Here is a 19,311-nt window from a genome sequence, read left to right as displayed (position 1 = left end):
TTTTGTAAATGAATACTAACTGCGAAAAACCCTATCATTTCCCTGCTTCATTATGTCACTCTCAAGATCGAGCTGCTCAAGGTAGGCGATGATATATTTTCTACTTAAATTTAGCGCATCCTTGGCGTTTGTGACATTTACAAAGCCTTGATTTTTTATGATCTCTCTTAGTTTATCAAGTGCCATTTTTAGTGAATTTCTAGTGATGAAAAGGTTATGCTCTAGCCTTATGACCCTGCCCATTGCGGTTAGCTTTTTAAGAGCATTGTCGCCACTAACCCTATCGATCTCTAAATCATCATATATATTATATGGCGCTGTTGGGGCTAGCTTACCACTTTCTAAAATTTCATAAATTTTCTCTTCAAGCCTTACTTTTAGCTTGCTAAGATCAACGCCTTTTTTGGTATAGACACCGCTATCTTTGGCGATCAAATTTGCACTTTCAAGCTCGTCAAGCGCTTTTTGGGCTAAATTTTGGCTAGCCCAAGCAAGTTTCAGGCTGATACTTTGAGCTGAAAATACAGCAAATTCATTCTTTTCTATCATAAATTTAATGGCTGATTTTATCCGCTCAACCGCGCTTAGATCGTAGATATTTAAAGCCTTTTCATCGACAAAGACGTTTGAGACTTTTTTAGCCACGTTTATGGCTTCTTCGTGATTTAGACCAAATCTTTGATAAGAAGAGATGATGCCAAAGCCATTTTTGTGAGCTTCTTTTAAGATAGAAAAAGCTTCAACAAAATCATGCTTTAAAAGCGAGGCTAAAAAGAGAATTTTGCCAGCCTTTTTTAGTGGCTCAAGCACAGGGTTTAGCACCCTACCACCGCCTATCACGCGCGCATCTGAGATAAGCACAAAGGCCTCGTCAAATTTTAAAAACATATCGCTTTGAAATTTAAAGCTCACGAAGTAGCTATCATCCTTTTGGCTAAGGATTAGCACCTTTGCAGGGACGTTTTTAGCGCCCACGCAAAAGGTTACGCTTTGTGAATGTATCAAATTCTTAACAGTTACGACCGCATCAACCTCTCTAAATCCTCTAAAAAAGCCCTTTTTACTAAGTAGCTGACCCTTTTTTAGCTCGCTAAGCTCTATGCCAGTTAGATTAAGCGCCACGCGGCTGCTAACTCCAGCGCTATCAACGAATTTATCGTGGCTTTGCACGCTTCTTACTAGCACCTCTTTGCCAGCGTCGTAGTTAAAAAGCTTCTCGTTTTTACTAACGCTTCCCTCTATAACGGTGCCAGTTACGACATTTCCGATACCTTTTAGGCTAAAAACCCTATCGATGTAGTATCTAAAAACGCCCTCCTCATCGCGCTTTTTTGCCCTTAGCGTAAAGAGGTAGTTTCTAAGCTCATCGATGCTCGCCTTATCCTTTATACTAACGGCGAAAATTTCTAAAATTTGCAGGTTTTTAAATTTAGAAATTTCATCTCTTATCTCTTGTTTTCTTAAATTTATGGTGGCGTCATCTACTAGATCACACTTTGTAAGCGCCACGATCACAGATTTCACGCCAAGAAGATTTAAAATTTCAAGGTGTTCCAAGCTTTGGGGCATGAGCCCGTCATTTGCTGCCACCACAAACAAGCACGCATCAAAGCCATATGCGCCACTTATCATCGTTTTTATGAGATTTTCATGCCCTGGCACGTCGATAAACGCGATATTCTCATCATTTTTGCTTAAATTTGAAAAGCTTAGATCGATCGTTATGCCACGCTTTTTCTCCTCTTCGAGATTATCTCCCTCAAAGCCGTTTAACTCCTTTATAAGCGCGGTTTTTCCGTGGTCGATATGCCCTGCTGTTCCTATTATTAAACTCATTTTTCTTCCGTTTCATTTATTATTTTTATTAGCGTCTCTACGTCATCATCAAGAAGCGATCTAAGATCTAGCATAAATTTATCGTTTTCTATGCGTCCGATCACCTTTTTTTGCCTAAATTTTAGCTCGTTTAAATTTGCGTCACCACCAAATGCCAAAGCCACGCTTGGCAGCTTTTTATTTGGCATCGCACCACCTCCTACAAAGGTAGAAGTTCGCACTATCTCAAGCGGAGTTTTTAGGCTTTTATTTATAAAATTTGCTAAGCCTTCAAGCTCTTTTACGCTTTTGTGAAGCTGTTTTTGCGTTGTGATTAGCTCAAATTCTTTGTTTAGATAAGCTTTCATGCTCTCAGCCAAAAGCGAGATGATCACCTTATCGACGCGAAGCATCCTTAAAAGCTGGTTTTTTCTAAGCTTTGCGATGAGCTCTTTTTTGCCGACAATGATGCCACACTGCACCGCGCCGAGCAGCTTGTCGCCGCTAAAACTAACTAGCGAAACATCTTTTAAATTTTTTAGATCTGGCTCGTTTTTGTCTAAGTTAAATGGCAAATTTCCGTAAAATCCACTGCCAAGATCAAAATAATCTATCAAATTTTGCCTGCTTGCTAGCTCGCTTAGCTCATTTGCTGTGGTCTCTTCGCTAAAGCCAACGATGTCAAAATTTGAGCGATGAACCTTTACAAGCATAGCCGTCTCTTCGCTGATCGCCTCTTCGTAGTCTCTTAGCCTAGTTTTGTTTGTAGTGCCGACCTCTTTTAAGATACATCCTGCATTTGCCATCACCTCTGGCACTCTAAAACTGCCGCCGATCTCGACTAGCTCGCCTCTACTAACGACCACTTCTCTGCCCTTTGCAAAGGTGTTTAGCACCAAAAATACAGCGCTTGCGTTGTTATTTACAACAATGGCGTCCTCAAAGCCAAAAGCCCTTGCTATTAGCGAGCCAACATAGTCATATCTGTTGCCACGGCTGCCTGTTTTTAGGTTATATTCGAGGTTTGAGTATCCTGTGATAACAGGCGTTGCCCGCTTTAAAATTTCTTTATCGATAACGCTTCTAGCGAGGTTTGTATGTATGGTCACACCGGTTAAATTTAGCACTCTTTGAAGGCTTGCTTCATTAAATTTATAGTACTCATCTAGGATCAAATTTATTATCTCTTCGCCGCTAAAGCTTGCATTTTCATTTAAAATTTTAGCTCTAACTTCATCTAAAATTTGCCTTGCAAGCATAGTGACTAAACTCGTATCAAGCCCCGAAAATGCTTCGTTTTTTATGATCTTATCAACTTGTGGGATATTTCTTAAATCGTTCAATTTGCGCTCCTAGTAAGTTAGTTTTACCAAGGCGTGATTTTAACATAAAAATATTATAAATTAAAACTTAGAGCAAAAAAAGAGCATATAAATTTCAGAGTCTATTAATCCCATTAATATTAGAATAAGCCCGTTTTTGATAATAGGAGAAACAATGAAAGAATTTGGCTTTTATAACGATTTTGACGATGCTTTGATGCTAAATGAGCAGATAGAGATCAACAACGAAAATGGCGACTATCTAGTCTCAAACTCTCCAAAACTAAAAGCAAACATCATCGCACCTGAGATAAATTTCTACCTTAAAAATACCACCGCAAGCGTCTTAGAAAAAGCCAAAAACACACTTTTACTCTACGAGGCAAGAGCGAGCGCCTTTGATATGGCAAAGGATGTGGATTACGAAAAAGAGGTCGGCAAAAATGTTGTCATAGTAAGCAACTCAGGCCGCGAAGAGCTAGGAAATTTACTAAAAGAAAATGGCTACAAAGTGATCGAGCTCACGCACTTTGAGGTTAAATTTATATATGGCGCAGCTGGCGAGCTAAGCGTTTTGGTGCTTAGAGCAAATGATGAATTTGAGGTTGATTGCGACTTTTTCTTGGTTGAAAACGCAAGGGACTATATGCTAAAGCAAAGCGGCTGCTATGAAATTTCAGGGCTAAAAGATGAAAAAGTGCTTGAAATTTTAAATGCAAAAAGCCCAAAATTTAGATACAAAAGCTTTACTCAATACGACTCATCAATCTGCCAGTATCACGAGCGCAGGACTGAAATTTGCGGTCGTTGCGCCGAGGTTTGCCCAACGGTTGCCATCCTAAAAGAGGACGAGACAAAGCACCTGGTCTTTTCAGCGATAGACTGCACAAACTGCGGAAACTGCATCAGCGTCTGCCCTAGCGGCTCGCTAGACTCGACGCTCATGCCACAAAGCTCATTTGCCACTATCGCTAAGCTTTACAAAGATAAGATCGCTCTCATCGTGTCTGAAGAGATAAATTTAGAAGAGCTTAACGTGAGCCTACCGCAAAATGTCCTACCTTTTGTCATCCTAGCCCCACATATGCTAAGCCAAACGCACTTTTTGACGCTTCTTCAAGAAAGTGGCGCGAGTGTGATTTTATATAGCAAGAGCCTTGGCAAGGGCGAAAAGGACGCTATTAGCATATTAAATCAAATTTATGAGCTTAAATTTAAAGAGACTGCGGTTTATCATGCAAAAGACAAGGCTGAGCTTGAAATCGCGCTTAAAAAAGCAAAACTAATAGCTGGCTCTCAGCACTCAATCAACGAATACGCGCTACCAAAGAGAGAAATTTTTGCCAAAAGACTTGAGTTTATCGTGGGTGAGAACGATCTTGGCGTCGTAAAAAGCGGCGAGATGATAAGATATGGCGAGGTTGCGATAAACGCTGAAACTTGCACGCTCTGCCTTAGCTGTGTTGGCGCTTGTAACGTAAGCGCCTTGGTGGCTGATAAGAAGACAAATTCGATTTTATTTAACCCAAGCGTTTGCACCGCCTGTGGCTACTGCGAGCTAAGCTGCGCTGAGAAAAATACCATCTCACTTGAGGTCGGCAAGATCGCCCTTAAGCCTGAGTTTTTCGTTTATAGCGAGCTTGCGCATGATGAGCTATTTGCTTGCGTGGAGTGCGGAAAAGAGTTTGCGACTAAAAAGGCAGTCGAGAAGATCGCAGCGATCATGCAGCCACGTTTTGGCAACGACAGAGCCAAGATCAAATCACTTTACTGCTGTGCCGACTGCAAGGCAAAGATCATGGTGCAAGCCCAACTAAACGCAATGAGAGAGGATCTGCTAAATGGATAAGAACATCACAAAAGCAAGGGCATATTTTTACGAATTTTTAGCTTATCCGCTATTTTTTCACACGAGCGATGAGAAATTTGCAAGGTGGAGAGAGCAGCTAAGCTACCTAGCGCAAAATCCTTTGAGCGAGCAAAGCGCAGAGGCATTTGCAAATTTAGAAGAATTTAGCTTTAAAGAGCTTGTAAATGAGCAAAATGACGTTCTTTTTGGCTTTACAAATATCCCTTTAAGCGCCTCATTTTATGAAGAGGGCAGAGATAACGGCGCTGCTAGACTTAGAGTGATACACTGCCTAAACCTTAGCCCATATAGGCGCGATAAGGAGCTTTGCAAAGACAGCGAGGACTATGTTGGCTTTATATTTTTAGCGATGGCGACGTTTTTAAATGACGAATTTAACGGCGAAAAAAATATCAGCGACAAGCTCTTTAGCGAGACTTTAAATTTATTTGTAGATGAGTTTGGCTCGCTACTTTTAGCTCATAAAAATGCAAATTTCTTCCGCTCCTATGCGCTCATCTTAAAAGACTTCATCGAGCTTGAAAGAGCCGTCTTGAACGTAGAAGCACCAGCTAAGCCACAAGGCGATAGCGTCGCTATGGCAGCACTTAAAAAAGAGCCATTTCAAAGCAAGATGCCAACTATTAAAACCAAGCTTCACTGGGAGGAATTCTCTCCAGTCATCTCACACGAGTTTAAAGACTAGCTTAAATTTACTCTTAGCCCAGCTAGGAGTAAATTTAACATCCGCTTAAATCCCGCAACTATTCTTGATATTTTTTAACTATCTTAGCCCTTTGGTAGTAAATTTCTTTAAATTTTTACAAAGGATTTACAATGGTAATGACACACTACATGGAGCTTTTATCGCTCGATCAACCTTACAATCTAATCCTCTACATGGTGATACCTATGGGGCTTGCGGAGCTTTTAGTGGCGATGGAGTTTTTCACGATGTATCACATGGATAGCGGCAAAAACGCTGGCTTTAAGGCTGTTAGCAAATTTGTTGGCATAGTGCTTGGGGTCTATTTTACAGCTCTTGTAATCTACTTTTTAGCAAAAATTTATCCAAGTATAAAATGGCGCGGATATGCCGATATCATCGCTATCTACTCATATCTCATCGGCGTCATCCCACTTCTTGGCATCGCACTTTTAGAGCTAAATTTGATCTACAAAAACGCAAGCGAAAAGGCAAAGCTAAAGCTTCACTTTTACCTACTCATATTTACCTTGGTCGTCGCACACGTCGCTATGATATTTGGCATGGTTGATCCTACCATAACAGGCTATAAGGCTGAAAATGGTGCGATGGATATGCAGATGAATATGCCAATGAACATGCCAGCAGATATGCCAATGCACGATCACCACAAGATGATGCAAAATATGGGTGAGATGCATATGAATATGATGATGCAAAATATGAGTGATGATAACTCAACTAATATGCATATGCATCACTAAATTTAAAGGCTCTTTAGCGCCTGCTAAAAAACTTTTGCTCTAAATTTCTAAATTTACTCTTTAGAGCTAGCTAGCAAGATCTCTCTAGGTCTTGCTTCAAGCTCTTTTATCTGCGTATCTTTGGGATTTAGAGCGATCTTTTTAAATTTCTCCAGCCTGCTATCAAGCCCACCTTGACCGCTCACGCTTTTAACGACCTCATTGAAGTTATCATTTACCGATCTCACCGAGTTTCCAAGCCTATTTAGCTTCTCAGCGACGGTGCAGAATTTCTCATAAATTTCATTTGCACTCTTTAAGATCTCTTTTGCCTCTTTGTTGCCATGCTCCATGCGCCATAAATTTGCCACCACGCGAAGTAGCGGCATGAGCGTCGTGTGCGAGACTAGCACCACTTTTTTCTCATAGCCGTAGTTAAATAAATTTGGATCAAATTTCAAAGCCTCCAAAAATGCCGGCTCAACTGGCACAAACATCAGCACAAAATCAGGACTTTTCACAAGCGATGAGTAGTCTTTTTTAGCTAGCTCGTCGATGTGCTTTTTTATTGAGGCGATGTGCTCGCTAAGGGCTAGCTTGCTCTGTGCCGGGTCAGCCGCAGCGACTGCCTTTTCGTAGGCATGGAGTGAGACTTTGCTGTCTATTATCATCTGTTTGTCGTCTGGGAAATTTATGACAAAGTCAGGTATGAGCTTTTTGCCACTCACGTCAAAACTCTCTTGCGTAGTGTAGTGCGTGCCCTTTTCTAGCCCAGCAGCTTCCAGTGTTCGCTCAAGCTGCATCTCGCCCCAGTTGCCAAGGACCTTGTTGCTGCCTTTTAGCGCCGTGCTTAGTGAGTTTGCCTCTTTTGACATATTTTTGCCAAGCTCGACCACCTCTTTTAGCTGCGCACTAAGCTCGCCTGCGCTCTTTTGCGAGTCGCTGTGGGCGTCATTTACTCTCTTTTCAAAGCTTACTATCTTCTCCCCAAGTGGCGTTAGTAAGAGCTCAAGCGACTCTTTGCTGTTTTTTGAGAAATTTGCGCTTTTTTCTTCAAATATCTTATTTGCAAGGTTTGCAAACTCTAAATTTAGCTCGTTTTTTACCTTTTTTAAATTCTCTTCTTGCGATTTTAGTATATTTTCTTTGGCCTCGATCTCGCTTTTTAGTGCGACGATAGCGCGTTTTAGCTCGTTTTCACTCTCGTTTGATCTTTTTAGCTCATCCTCTTTTGCGCCAAGTTCGTTTTGTAAATTTAAAGATAGCGACTTTGCCATCTCAGCCATCTTTGTCTGGCTGCCAAACTCCTCGTTTAGGCGCCTTAGCTCGCGCTCCAGCTTGTCCTCTTTTTCATCTTTTTGTCTGAGCGAAATTTTATACTCGTCTAAATTTTTAGCTAGCTCATTTATCTTGTCACTATTTGCTTCAAGCTTTGCTCTTTGCTCGATATTTAGTCGCTCGCTATCTTTTAGCTCATCTTGTAAATTTTCTAAAGCTTCTCTTTGCTTTGTCTTTTGCAAATTTGAACTTATCAAAAAAGCCGCCAACACCACGCAAACAAGCGCAAGAGCTGCTACCAAAATATATAAATTTTCTATCGTTAGCACCGAAATTTCCTTTTAAATTTTGGCTTTATTATAGGTGAAATAGCTTTAAATTTAAAGGGCATTTAAGCCCTTTTGAGAGTTTATTTGTTCAGATAGGCAGCAAGCCAGCACAAAAATATAAAGACAAAGATGATGGCTGACATGATAAGTGGCGTCGTGGTCGTAAAGAGTGCTAGCATGGCTGATGAGACGATACCGCTTCCATATTGCAGTGAGCCAATGAGAGCATTTGCTCTGCCTTTCATCTCTTGAGGTACTTGGTTAAGAGCGGCTGCGTTTGAGCAAGAGGCGATGATACCGTTCATGCTAAAGACGAAAAACATAGGTATGATAATGCCCCAAACTCCGGCGATACCAAAAAATGTAAGCGCTAAAAGCAAAGCCGCAGCGACAAAAGCGACTGTGCTTGAGGTGATAAGAAGCGAATTTAGGCTAAATTTATTAACCAAGCTCTTGTTTAAAAAACTAAGCGCCGCCACACCAAGTATATTTACGCCAAACAAAAATCCATAGTACTTGTTCGGTATGCCAAAATAATCTATATAAACAAATGACGATCCCGTGATAAAGGCGTATGCCGCGATGTAAAAGAAGGTAACGCTTAGAGTGTATTTCATAAATTTAGCATCTTTTATAAGCACAAAATAGCTCTTAAACGAGTTTATCATCGGCTCTTTTGAGCGCTTCTGCTGTGGCAACGTCTCTGGCAAGAAGAAGATAAGGATAAACAAAAAAGCACTTGCAGCTGCCATTAGCCAAAATATCCAGTGCCATGAGCCAATCTCTAGTAATGCGCCACCAAGCAGCGGTCCTATGATAGGAGCTGCAGCCATGATGATGACTAAGTTTGAAAGCATCTTTGCAGCTTCGCTATTTTCAAAAACATCGCTGATCATCGCACGGCTAAGCATAGGTCCCACGCACGCGCCTGTGGCTTGAAAGATACGCCAGATTATCACTTCGCTCATGCTTTGTGACATGGCACATCCGATGGAGCCAACGACAAAGAGCGCCATACCGATAAATAGCGGGAGTTTTCGCCCTATCCTGTCGCTAATGGGTCCCCAAATGAGCTGTGCGATAGCAAAACCGATCAAAAAGCCAGTGATCGTTAGCTCCGCATCGCCATGAAGCTGTCGCTCCATCGTAGGCATGGCAGGCAGATAGACGTCCGTGGATAGCGATGTGCAGGCCATAAGACCGCTTAGGATGACTAAAAACCAGATAGATGTTTTTGTTGATTGTAAGATTTCCCCTTTTTTGTTAGCTGTGGTTAAGATTTCGTGACTATAGCATAAATTTACAAATTGGTAGCTTCAAGCGCCCAAAACAAGTTTTGGGCGTAAATTTAGAAAATTTGCTTTGGTGGAGTGAGGTAAATTTATCAAGGTTTTGTTTGGCGAAGAGGTTTAAATTTAAAGGCAAAAATTAGGCGAAGTGACTTTTATCTAGACGATATGGTTTTAAATTTTTAGGCAAGAGCTGCCAATCTGGTAATGACCGAGCGAAATAAAATTTAATAAAACTCAGGCGAAGTATCGTGAGATGAATTTTGGACTTTGCATCCCCAAAGGTCGCAACTGCTAGCAGAGGCGAAGGAATTTTCATCCCAAGACTAGACATACAGCCCTTCAAATGCTTAAATTTAACAAATTTAGGCGAGGTATTTTTCGCTTAGACGAGGCGGTTTTAAATTTTGCGATAGGAGTTACCAAGTAGGTAATGACCGAGCAAAATAAAAATTTAATAGAACTCTAGCGAAGTGTTGTGAGATGGATTTTGGGCTTTGCATCCCCAAAGGTCGCAACTGCTAGCAGAAGTGAAGGGAATTTTCATCCTAAGACTAGACATACAGCCCTTCAAATGCTTAAATTTAACAAATTTAGGCGAGGTATTTTTCGCTTAGACGAGGCGGTTTTAAATTTTGTGATGGGAGTTACCGAGTGGGTAATGACCGAGCAAAATTTAAAACCAACGAAGTATAAGTAGAAAAAGACAAGCCCAACAAGTCCAGAAATTTAAACTTCGTATCTCTCTCCTGGTTTCATTTCGATTACCTCCCACGGCAATCCCTGCTTATTTAGCTCGTCCATGAAAGGTTTTGCGTCGAAATTTTCCATGTTAAAGACACCTTTGCTGCTCCAGATGCCCTTTGCGACCATTAGTGAGCCGATCATAGCTGGCACGCCTGTGGTGTAGCTAACAGCCTGCGCGCCTGTCTCGGCGTAGCAAACCTCGTGGTCGCAGACATTGTAGATATAGACTTGGCGCTCTTTACCATCTTTTAGCCCGCGTATCACGCAGCCGATGTTTGTTTTGCCTTTTGTTCGAGGGCCAAGGCTTGCAGGGTCAGGTAGAAGCGTCTTTAAAAACTGGATCGGCACGATTTTCATACCGTTATGCTCGACCTCGTCTATGCGAAGCATTCCCACGTTTTCTAGGCACTTCATGTGGGTTAGGTAGCTTTGTCCAAAGGTCATAAAAAAGCGGATTCTCTTTAGTCCTTTAATGTTTTTTACTAAGCTTTCTAGCTCCTCGTGATAGAGCAGATAGCTATCTTTGACGCCTACTTTTGGGTAGTCCCACTTAAACATGATCTGCATCGGCTTTGTTTCGATCCACTTGCCAGCCTCCCAGTAGCGGCCATTTGCGCTAACTTCGCGTAAATTTATCTCTGGGTTGAAATTTGTCGCAAATGGATATCCGTGATCGCCAGCATTGCAGTCTAGGATGTCGATCTCGTGGATCTCGTCAAATAAATTTTGCTGTGCATAGGCACAAAATACATTTGTCACGCCTGGGTCAAAGCCAGAGCCAAGAAGCGCCATGGTGCCAGCGTTTTTGAAGTCGCCATCCTTCGCCCACTGAAGCTTATACTCAAATTTTGCAGTGTCTGGGTGCTCGTAGTTTGCGGTGTCGATGTAAGGTATGCCAGCCTTTACGCAAGCGTCCATAAGGGTTAGGTCTTGATACGGCAGCGCGACGTTTAGAAGCAGATCAGCCTTTGTTTGTTTGATGAGCTCCACTACGGCCGCTGTGTCGTCAGCGTCGATCTGCGCGGTGTTTATCTGCACGCCAAGGCGATCTTTTATAAATTTAGCGATCGCGTCGCACTTGCTTTTTGTGCGGCTTGCTAGGGTGATATTTGTAAAAACGTCCGAGTTCATCGCACATTTTACGGTTGCGACTTGGCTAACGCCACCTGCTCCGATGATTAAGATATTTGACATTTTGGCTCCTTAAAATTTTAGTGATTTTAGCAAAGTTAATATAAATTTCTAGCTTCAAAAGGTAAAATGAGCCAAATTTTAAAGGAGAAAAGATGAAGAAAATTTTGCCATTTTTAGCGCCTATTTGCCTCTTTGCAAGTAGCTGCGACGAGCTAGTGCAAGAAAGCGTAAATGAGTTTTATAAAAGTGATAGAATTTTGGAGAGAGCCATAAATTTAGCCGAGCAAGCGACTGATGTCTGCTTAAAAGAGGGCAACACCGAGCAGGCGATCACTTCGCTAATAAATGGCGCCAGCATTTGCATGGTAAATAAAAAGCCTCAAAAGGCGTTAGAGCTTTCCAAAAGAGCCCTAGAGCTCGCGGCAAACGTTAGCGACAAGCTGCTACTAGCTCGCTCTTATCAAAACATAGGCGCAGCAGAAAAGATGCTAGGCAAATACGACGAGGCGCTTGCTAGCTTTTATGAAGCTCAAAAAATTTATGACACCAACTCAAATACGCCGATGCGTGACGAGCTGCTTTGCATAAAGTCCATCGGCAGCACCTACTACATGAAAAATGACTTTGCAAAAGCCTACGAAAACCACATTTTAGCGTTAAATTTACTTGACATCACGCCAGAGTTAAGTAGTAACGAGCTTGTGCGATCAGAGCTTTTAGTAGAGCTTGCTAACGACCTAGCAAAGCTTGAGCAAAAGGACGAAGCTGCCAAAAACTACAAAAAGGTGCTTGAAATTTTAAAAGGCAAGGAGCAAAACCCGCGCGCACTGGATCTTTTGGAGCGAGCCAGCAAAGGGCTAAAGGAGCTTAACTAGGGCTCTACCTTTAGCGTGCCCTCTTTTATAGAGCTTGCTAGCATCTTGGCAAACTCATCATCTGCGTAGCTTTTTAGATACTCTTCTAAGTGTGGCAGCGCGCCTTTTTGATCCATCCTAGCAAGCTTTACTAGCGCAAGGCCTAAATTTGCCCTTTTCACGCCTAAATTTATAGCTTTATCATAGTTTTGCTCTGCTAGGTCTAAGCGGTTAGAATTTGCTAAAAAATCAGCAAATTCAGCATAAATTTCCCCATTATTTGGCATCAAATTTATAAGCTCGCCGTAAATTTTATCGGCCTTCTTAGCCTCGCCATGCACGTCAAAGTTATGCTTCATCACGTGGATCCTGGCTTGGCAAATTTTAAAATACTCACCTTCTTGCCCGCCTAAGCTCTTAGCAAAGCCCTCTTCCTCCATAAAGTCAAAAATTTTCTCAACCTTTAAAAGATCACTAAACGCCACCTGCTTTTGCTGCTCATCTTTAAATTTCAAAGGATATGCTCTTGCATAGATAAATAGCTCGTCCGTTGCCTTAAAAAGTGCTATGTAGTCGATCTTTCCATTGCCATTTTCATCTTTATAAACTATACTTTTATCTTCAAGCGCCCTATACTCGCTCGCCGCCAAAATGCCAAAAGCAAGAAATATAAAAAGTAAAATTTTCTTCATAAAAATAGCTTATTTGTAGTTTTTCTTTAGACTCTTTAGCGCGAAATTTGCAAGCTCTAGCCCCTTTGAGCGGTGAGAAATTTTAAGCTTTGTCTCGTTATCTAGCTCGCCAAGCGTCTTTGTAAAGCCATCTGGGATAAAGAGTGCGTCGTAGCCAAAGCCGTTTGTGCCGCGCTCCTCATCTATCGCCTCACCATACATAAAGCCATGCGTCGTGTAGTCGCCAAATTTTGAACTAATAGCGATACAGGCGGTGTAGTGAGCTGGTGAGCTCTTTAAATTTAGTGCCTTTAACTTGCCAATTAGCTTTGCTCTGTTGTTTGCGTCATTTGCGTTTTTGCCGCACACTTTGCCATTTTCATCAAGGTCAAAGTAGCGAGCTGAGTAGATCCCTGGCTCGCCACCAAGCGCATCAACGCTGATGCCGCTATCATCACTAAGCGCGATAAACTCGCTATCAAGCCCTTGCTCTTTAAGCTTTGCAAAAACAGCTTTTGACTTTATGAGTGCATTTGCTTGAAAAGTGCTGCCATCTTCAACGATCTCAAATGGCTTTACAATCTCGCTTAGTGCGTAAATTTCATAGCCTTTTAAAAACTCTTTTATCTCTTTTACTTTGTCTAAATTTGATGTCGCAAGCACGATTTTCATCGCAAAACTCCTTGATTTTTGGGCGTATTTTACAAAAAAGTAGATTAAATTTTTAAATTTAAATTAGTGTTAAAATGATAAACTTAGTCCTTTTAAAAATAAGGGAAAATTTATGTTAAAAAGCGTTTTGCCACTATCTTTTATCGTAGCTAGCAGATTTTTTGGTCTTTTCATAGTCCTACCGGTGCTTAGCCTCTATGCGCTAAATTTACGCGGAGCAAATGAATTTTTAGTGGGGCTAATAGTAGGCGTCTATGCGATCTCACAGATGATATTTCAAGTGCCTTTTGGCGCTCTCTCAGATAAGATCGGCCGCAAAAAAGCCCTAACCATCGGTCTTTTGATCTTTGTGGCTGGCTCTATCGTCTGCGCACTGGCAAGTGAAATTTACACGATGCTTTTTGGTAGATTTTTACAAGGTGTGGGAGCTGTGGGAGCGGTTGCAACAGCGATGATAAGCGACTTTGTAGCTGAAGAAAACCGCTCAAAAGCCATGGCGATAATGGGCGCTTTTATAGGACTTAGCTTCACGCTTTCGATGGTGCTTGGACCGCTTCTTGCTAAGGACTACGGGCTTTCAAGCCTATTTTATCTAAGCGCCGCACTTAGCTTGCTTTGCGTCGTGCTACTCTACACCGTCGTGCCAAAAGAGATAAAAGTGAGCGCAAAGGCCGAGAAGGTGCCATTTAGCAAGCTCTTTTTACAAAAAGACTACATGATCATAAATTTCACCTCTTTCATGCAAAAGATGCTCACAAGTATCGCATTTTTAGTGATCCCGATCGTTTTGGTAAAAGAGTATGGCTATGAGAGCAGCGAGCTTTACAAGGTCTATACGCTTGGTGCCGTGCTTGGCTTTTTAGCTATGGGGCTAGCTGGCGCTTTGGGCGATGGCAAGGGGCTTAGCAAGGTCATCTTAATAGCTGGCACGCTGCTTTTTGCCCTAACCTACGCCATTTTTGCCCTTAGCTTTACGAAATTTATCTTTGTGGTTGGCATCGCGATATTTTTTATAGGTTTCAACCTCCACGAGCCAATCATGCAATCAACCGCGACCAAATTTGTAAAATCCTCACAAAAAGGCACCGCTCTTGGCATCTTTAACTCATTTGGCTACTTTGGAAGCTTCGTTGGGGGCGCGTTTGGCGGATACATCATGCACACCTTTAACTTTAAAGTGCTTGCCATCGTCTGCGTGGTGCTTTGCGTGATCTGGCTTGTTTTGCTATTTAGCCTAAATGACCCAAGAATTTTTAAAAATATCTACCTAAGCCCAGAAGCGAGCTTAAATTTAGAGCTTCTAAATAGCCAAAAAGGCGTGGTGGATTATTACAAAAACGAGAAAAATCAAGTGATCAAATTTGACTCTCGCCTAACAAGCGAGGCGGCCTTAAAAGAGAGCTTGAAGTTTTGATCTACGACGTCATCATCGTTGGTGCTGGCGCTAGCGGGCTCTTTTTAGGGGCAAATTTAAAGGGCAAAAAGGTTGCCATTTTAGAAAAAAACAGCAGTGCTGGCAAAAAGATCTTGGCAAGCGGGGGCGGCAGATGCAACATCACAAACCGCTTCGTAAGCGCTAAAAACTACCTTGGCGAGCAGAAATTTATAGAGCAAATTTTAAAGGCACTAAGCCCTGATCAGGTTTTGAAATTTTTTAGTGAGCTTAAATTTAGCGAGCAAAAGCAAAATCAATTTTTCTGTGATAGCGGTGCAAAGAGCGTTTTGAGCCTGCTTTTAAAAAGGCAAAATGCAGAGATTTTTTATAACAAAGAGGTTCTTGGCGCCAAAAAAGTAAATGAAATTTTTGAAATTTCAACGAGAGATGAGAAATTTAGAGCCAAAAATTTAGTCATCGCAAGTGGCGGACTAAGCTACAAAGCCCTTGGTGCAAACGATGTTGGATATAAAATAGCTAGCGAATTTGACCTTGAGCTCTCACCTACCACCCCTGCCCTTGTTGGCTTTAGCGTGCAAAAAGATGAGTTTTGGTTTAAAGAGCTTAGCGGCGTTAGTCTAAGCGCGGATGTAGTGATAAATACCAAAAACGAGAGCTATAAATTTAGTGGCGATCTGCTTTTTACACATAGAGGCATAAGCGGTCCAGCTATACTAAACGCCTCACTCTTTTGGCAAAAGGGTCGAATTTGCATAAATTTTTTGCCCAAATTTAGTGAGAAAAATTTAGTAAATGGTAAAAAGCAGCTTAGCTCAGTTTTGCCTTTGCCAAAGAGATTTGTGCTGGAGTTTTTAAGAAATTTTGGTTTAAAAGATAGAGCTTATTATGAATTTAGTGATGATGAAAAGAGCATCATAAAAAGACTTTTTGCTTACGAATTTGCCCCAGCTGGGACATTTGGCTTTGAAAGGGCTGAAGTTACAAAAGGTGGTGTAAAGACTAATTTTTTAGATGAAAATTTAGAGTGTAAAAGCGTAAAAGGACTTTATTTTATAGGTGAAGTTTTAGATATCACTGGCATGCTTGGAGGATATAACTTGCATTTTGCATTTGTAAGTGCTTTAAAGGTAGCTAGCGCTTTAAAAAATAGTTAATTAAATAGAAGTGAAATTTAGAGTGACAGATAAAACTGCCACTAAAATTACTATCTCTCGCTTAGATACTCTTGCAAGCTTTTTACCTCAAGTGCTTTGCCAGTTTGAACTGTGCTTAGCGACTTGGCAGCTGCAAGTGCTGCGCGGATAGTTGTAAAGTATGGGATCTTAAATCTAAGCACATTTTGGCGGATCTTTTTGCCATCATCCACGCTTGATTTAGTATCGCTTGTATTTATAACAAGTGCTATATCGCCATTTTTAAGTCTATCTTCAACGTTTGGTCTGCCCTCGCTTATCTTATAGACAAACTCAGCCTCCACGCCAGCTTCGATTAAGTGCTATGTCTATAAATTCTGGCTTTTTTTGAGACCAACAAAGTCTCTAACTAATAAATTCTAATACGAGCATATTAGTTGGCATATTTTGCTAGCAAATTTATCTAAAACAACAAATCAAATGCAGAATTTACTAAAAGCAAGAATTATCTAGATTAATAAAATAGCAGCAGACATTTTGATATGAAATTAGAAAATTATTTTTGGTCCATCAAAGCATTTTATAATAAGTTAAAACAAAAATTTATGAATAAATTTACGTTTAAATGGTATCAGACTCAGAAGTTTTAATAAAATTTAACTATCAAGCTTCTTTTATAAAACCAACAGCCTCATGTGGATTTGCAAATATATGCTCGCTAAACTGCCTTAAATCGGACTCTTTACCATATCCGCATGTAAGGCCAACGCCCGTTATAAGAGCAGCTTTAGCAGCCTTTAGATCCATGATAGTATCGCCAATCATAAAGGCATTATCTTTTTCTTTTTCTAGTCTCTTTAAAGCTAAATTTATAGGTTCTGGATCTGGTTTTGGATTTACTACATCATCTCGTCCGACAACCGTTTTTATAAATTTCATAACGCCCAAATGTTCAAGTAAAATGATAGAAAATTTTGATGTCTTTGTCGTAACAACACCAACATCAGCAAACGTGCGAGCTTCTTTTAAAGCATCCATAGCATACGCTAAAAGCACAGTCTCATCTAAATAGATCTTCTCGTAGCAAGCTTTATACTCTTTTACATATTCACCTATTAAATTCTTCTTGGCACCAAGTTTTTCAAACATTATTTCAAGCGGATATCCTACTAGAGATTTTAGCGCATCATGATCAGGCTCTTTCTTGTCGTGAGCTAAAAATGCCGTATCAAAACCTTTTAAAATAGCAGAAGTAGAGTCTATAAGTGTGCCATCTAAGTCAAAAAGTATAGTTTTTTTCATGAAATTCTCCGCAGAAATAAAAAAGGGCTCAGCCGAAGCCAAGCCCTAAAGAAGTAATTTTAAATAATAAAATTATTTATTGAAAGTAGCTTCAACACGTCTGTTTTGAGCGCGACCTTCTTTAGTTTTGTTTGTAGCGATTGGTTTAAGTTCGCCGTAACCAACTGTAGAAATTTTAGCTTTTTCTACGCCGTAACCAGCAAGAACCTCAGCCACTGCTTTTGCTCTTTTTTCAGATAGTTTTTGGTTGTAAGCTTCTGCACCTACGCTATCAGTGTGACCAGCAAGTACAACTTTATAATCTGGGTGTTCGCCCATAAAGTCAGCAACTTTTTTGATCTCAGCTGCATATTTTGGTCCAACTTTGTAGCTATCAAATGCGAAGTTAACATCTAAATCTCTAAGAACGATAACTTTCTCGCATCCTCTTTCGTCAACAACTACACCAGCTGGAGTGTTAGGGCATTGATCGATATCATTTGGCACGCCATCATTGTCATCATCAAGAACTGGAGCTGGAGCTGTTGTTGGAGCTGCTGGAGCTGCTGCTACAACTGGAGCTGCTTTTGAATCAAGACCGATGCCAAAGCCTAGTGAATAGAATAGGTTGTGATCAGCATGCTCAAATTTGATAGCATCTCTTGCCTCTGCTTTAAGAGCAAATCTATCTGTTACTTGGTATCTTAAACCAAGACCATATTGACCAAAGCCGCCATCTTCATTTTTAACAAAAATAGCTGGAACATCTTCATAACCAGCACCGATTAAACCATATAGGCTAACTGGTCCAAAGTCAACGATATTTTTTACAAGGTTGGCGTGGTATCTAAGAGCTCTACCCTCTCTTACAACGTTACCTGTTCTCTCTTTTAGTTTTTGAGAGTAATCAACACCAAGCTCAACTTGATCAAAGAAGAAATCTTCAAGGTTTCTAGCCGCTCTAATACCAACAAAGTTGTGGTCTTTTACACGTAGATTTCCTTCTGGATGAACACCACCGATAGTTGGAGTGATCTCATAGTTGTATGCTGCGTTAGACGCAAAAACCGCTGTTGCGGCAACCATAGCTAAAGCAATCTTTTTCATAATAGAATTCCTTTCAAATAGGGATTTTTAATGTTGACTATAATTTTACCTAAATAAAAATAAATCAACTTTAAATTATAACCAAATTCTTAATGTAAATCTGACAATTTACATAACCTAAATTTTGCAAATGCAAAAGCACTTGCAAAAAACCATTAACGTTTAGAGAATTGTGGGCTTCTTCTAGCCTTTCTTCTACCAAATTTCTTACGTTCAACAACACGAGAATCTCTAGTTAGCAAGCCTTTTGGTTTAAGTGCCGCTCTAAAATCAGCATCCATATCAGCTAAAGCACGTGAAATGCCGTGTCTTAAAGCCTCAGCTTGTGCTGAATAACCGCCACCTAAAGTTGTAGCTACTACGTCTATTAAACTCTCTTGTTTTGTTACTAAAAGTGGTTGAATAACTTTAAGCTTGATAGCCTCGTGACCGCCAAGCCAAGTGTTAAGATCCATACCATTTACTACGATTTTACCGCTTCCAGACTTTATCCAAACCTTTGCTACGGCAGTTTTTCTTTTACCAGTTGCATAAACTTTTGCCATAATTATTTTCCTTCTTTTTTAGCTATTTGTGCCGTATGAGGATGCTCACTGCCAGCATAAACTTTTAGTTTTTTTATCATCTCTCTTCCAAGTTTTGTCTTTGGAAGCATGCCACGAACAGCTAATTTAAATAGTTTTTCTGGCTTATTTGCTATCAAATCGCCAAATTTATCGCTCTTTACGCTGCCAAAATATCCTGAGTGTCTGTGATAAAGTTTATCTTCAGCTTTGTTATTACCAGTAAATTCTACTTTAGAAGCATTTATGATGATAACATAGTCGCCACAATCTACGTTTGGCGTGAAGCATGGTTTGTTTTTGCCACGAAGTATAGTTGCTACCTCAGTTAGCAATCTACCAAAGCGCTTACCAGCTGCATCAACTACGATCCAGTCTCGCTTAACTTCGTTTGGCTTTGTTATTTTTGTCATTTTCTTACC

18 protein-coding genes and 1 pseudogene are annotated in these 19,311 nt (G+C 40.7%); 7 read left to right on the top strand and 12 right to left on the bottom strand.

Features of this window, described 5'->3' with window-relative positions:
* Positions 1-15: 15 nt before the first annotated feature.
* On the bottom strand, positions 16-1,836 hold the full coding sequence (gene selB, locus CVS81_RS06480) for a selenocysteine-specific translation elongation factor (protein WP_107965462.1): 1,821 nt from the start codon (positions 1,834-1,836) through the stop codon (positions 16-18).
* A complete protein-coding gene (gene selA, locus CVS81_RS06475; RefSeq protein WP_107965461.1) occupies positions 1,833-3,158 on the bottom strand; it encodes an L-seryl-tRNA(Sec) selenium transferase in 1,326 nt (441 codons plus the stop codon). The genes selB and selA overlap by 4 nt, the downstream gene beginning before the upstream one ends.
* A 154-nt stretch (positions 3,159-3,312) precedes the next feature.
* Here selA and CVS81_RS06470 point away from each other — a divergent pair, with 154 nt between their 5' ends.
* The 3 genes from CVS81_RS06470 to CVS81_RS06460 all read left to right on the top strand — a co-directional run bounded on the left by CVS81_RS06470 (position 3,313) and on the right by CVS81_RS06460 (position 6,456).
* The gene (locus CVS81_RS06470; protein ID WP_107965460.1) at positions 3,313-4,986 is read left to right on the top strand and encodes a 4Fe-4S dicluster domain-containing protein; all 1,674 of its coding nucleotides are present in this window, start codon (positions 3,313-3,315) and stop codon (positions 4,984-4,986) included.
* Positions 4,979-5,692 carry a molecular chaperone gene (locus CVS81_RS06465; protein WP_103615214.1) on the top strand — a complete coding sequence of 238 codons (714 nt, stop codon included), beginning with the start codon at positions 4,979-4,981 and terminating at the stop codon, positions 5,690-5,692. The genes CVS81_RS06470 and CVS81_RS06465 overlap by 8 nt, the downstream gene beginning before the upstream one ends.
* Positions 5,693-5,823: 131 nt before the next feature.
* The gene (locus CVS81_RS06460; RefSeq protein WP_107965459.1) at positions 5,824-6,456 is read left to right on the top strand and encodes a DUF6803 family protein; all 633 of its coding nucleotides are present in this window, start codon (positions 5,824-5,826) and stop codon (positions 6,454-6,456) included.
* A 53-nt stretch (positions 6,457-6,509) separates the two neighbouring features.
* Here the strand turns inward: CVS81_RS06460 and rmuC are convergent, their stop codons facing one another.
* Complete coding sequence (gene rmuC / locus CVS81_RS06455) at positions 6,510-8,042, bottom strand: DNA recombination protein RmuC (protein ID WP_107965458.1); 1,533 nt, start codon at positions 8,040-8,042, stop codon at positions 6,510-6,512.
* 80 nt (positions 8,043-8,122) lie between these two features.
* Positions 8,123-9,268: a multidrug effflux MFS transporter gene (locus tag CVS81_RS06450; RefSeq protein WP_265094471.1), complete on the bottom strand. Its 1,146-nt coding sequence runs from the start codon at positions 9,266-9,268 to the stop codon at positions 8,123-8,125.
* Between the two features lie 541 nt (positions 9,269-9,809).
* Here CVS81_RS06450 and CVS81_RS06440 point away from each other — a divergent pair.
* Positions 9,810-10,031 (top strand): hypothetical protein, encoded by a 222-nt coding sequence (locus tag CVS81_RS06440; protein ID WP_159070972.1) that lies wholly within the window; start codon positions 9,810-9,812, stop codon positions 10,029-10,031.
* Between the two features lie 29 nt (positions 10,032-10,060).
* Here the strand turns inward: CVS81_RS06440 and CVS81_RS06435 are convergent, their stop codons facing one another.
* Positions 10,061-11,272: a saccharopine dehydrogenase family protein gene (locus tag CVS81_RS06435; RefSeq protein WP_107965454.1), complete on the bottom strand. Its 1,212-nt coding sequence runs from the start codon at positions 11,270-11,272 to the stop codon at positions 10,061-10,063.
* 92 nt (positions 11,273-11,364) lie between these two features.
* Here CVS81_RS06435 and CVS81_RS06430 point away from each other — a divergent pair, with 92 nt between their 5' ends.
* Positions 11,365-12,087, top strand: coding sequence for a tetratricopeptide repeat protein (locus CVS81_RS06430; RefSeq protein WP_107965453.1), 723 nt, complete (start codon positions 11,365-11,367; stop codon positions 12,085-12,087).
* Here CVS81_RS06430 and CVS81_RS06425 read toward each other — a convergent pair.
* Complete coding sequence (locus tag CVS81_RS06425) at positions 12,084-12,758, bottom strand: hypothetical protein (RefSeq protein ID WP_107965452.1); 675 nt, start codon at positions 12,756-12,758, stop codon at positions 12,084-12,086. The genes CVS81_RS06430 and CVS81_RS06425 overlap by 4 nt on opposite strands.
* A gap of 9 nt (positions 12,759-12,767) precedes the next feature.
* The gene (locus CVS81_RS06420) at positions 12,768-13,409 is read right to left on the bottom strand and encodes a non-canonical purine NTP pyrophosphatase (RefSeq protein WP_107965451.1); all 642 of its coding nucleotides are present in this window, start codon (positions 13,407-13,409) and stop codon (positions 12,768-12,770) included.
* A gap of 112 nt (positions 13,410-13,521) precedes the next feature.
* Between CVS81_RS06420 and CVS81_RS06415 the strand changes: the two genes are divergently transcribed.
* Together CVS81_RS06415 and CVS81_RS06410 are read left to right on the top strand one after the other, a co-directional pair.
* Positions 13,522-14,823 carry an MFS transporter gene (locus tag CVS81_RS06415; protein ID WP_107965450.1) on the top strand — a complete coding sequence of 434 codons (1,302 nt, stop codon included), beginning with the start codon at positions 13,522-13,524 and terminating at the stop codon, positions 14,821-14,823.
* Entirely contained in the window at positions 14,820-15,959 is a 1,140-nt protein-coding gene (locus CVS81_RS06410) for an NAD(P)/FAD-dependent oxidoreductase (protein WP_107965449.1), read from the top strand. The genes CVS81_RS06415 and CVS81_RS06410 overlap by 4 nt, the downstream gene beginning before the upstream one ends.
* A 50-nt stretch (positions 15,960-16,009) precedes the next feature.
* Here CVS81_RS06410 and CVS81_RS06405 read toward each other — a convergent pair.
* The 5 genes and pseudogenes from CVS81_RS06405 to rplM all read right to left on the bottom strand — a co-directional run.
* A pseudogene (locus CVS81_RS06405) lies at positions 16,010-16,297 on the bottom strand (hypothetical protein); the annotation flags it as partial.
* Between the two features lie 304 nt (positions 16,298-16,601).
* Positions 16,602-17,240 carry an HAD family hydrolase gene (locus tag CVS81_RS06400; protein WP_107965448.1) on the bottom strand — a complete coding sequence of 213 codons (639 nt, stop codon included), beginning with the start codon at positions 17,238-17,240 and terminating at the stop codon, positions 16,602-16,604.
* Positions 17,241-17,312: 72 nt separating this feature from the next.
* Positions 17,313-18,326 carry an OmpA family protein gene (locus tag CVS81_RS06395; RefSeq protein ID WP_107965447.1) on the bottom strand — a complete coding sequence of 338 codons (1,014 nt, stop codon included), beginning with the start codon at positions 18,324-18,326 and terminating at the stop codon, positions 17,313-17,315.
* Positions 18,327-18,481: 155 nt separating this feature from the next.
* A complete protein-coding gene (gene rpsI, locus CVS81_RS06390; RefSeq protein WP_002939337.1) occupies positions 18,482-18,871 on the bottom strand; it encodes a 30S ribosomal protein S9 in 390 nt (129 codons plus the stop codon).
* Positions 18,872-18,873: 2 nt separating this feature from the next.
* Entirely contained in the window at positions 18,874-19,302 is a 429-nt protein-coding gene (gene rplM / locus CVS81_RS06385; RefSeq protein WP_107965446.1) for a 50S ribosomal protein L13, read from the bottom strand.
* Positions 19,303-19,311 lie beyond the last annotated feature (9 nt).

It is taken from the genome of Campylobacter concisus, assembly GCF_003049065.1.
In the GTDB taxonomy this organism is placed as follows: domain Bacteria; phylum Campylobacterota; class Campylobacteria; order Campylobacterales; family Campylobacteraceae; genus Campylobacter_A; species Campylobacter_A concisus_BE.
Note: the sequence above shows the minus strand (reverse complement) of the source record. Positions and strands in the feature narration are given on the sequence as shown.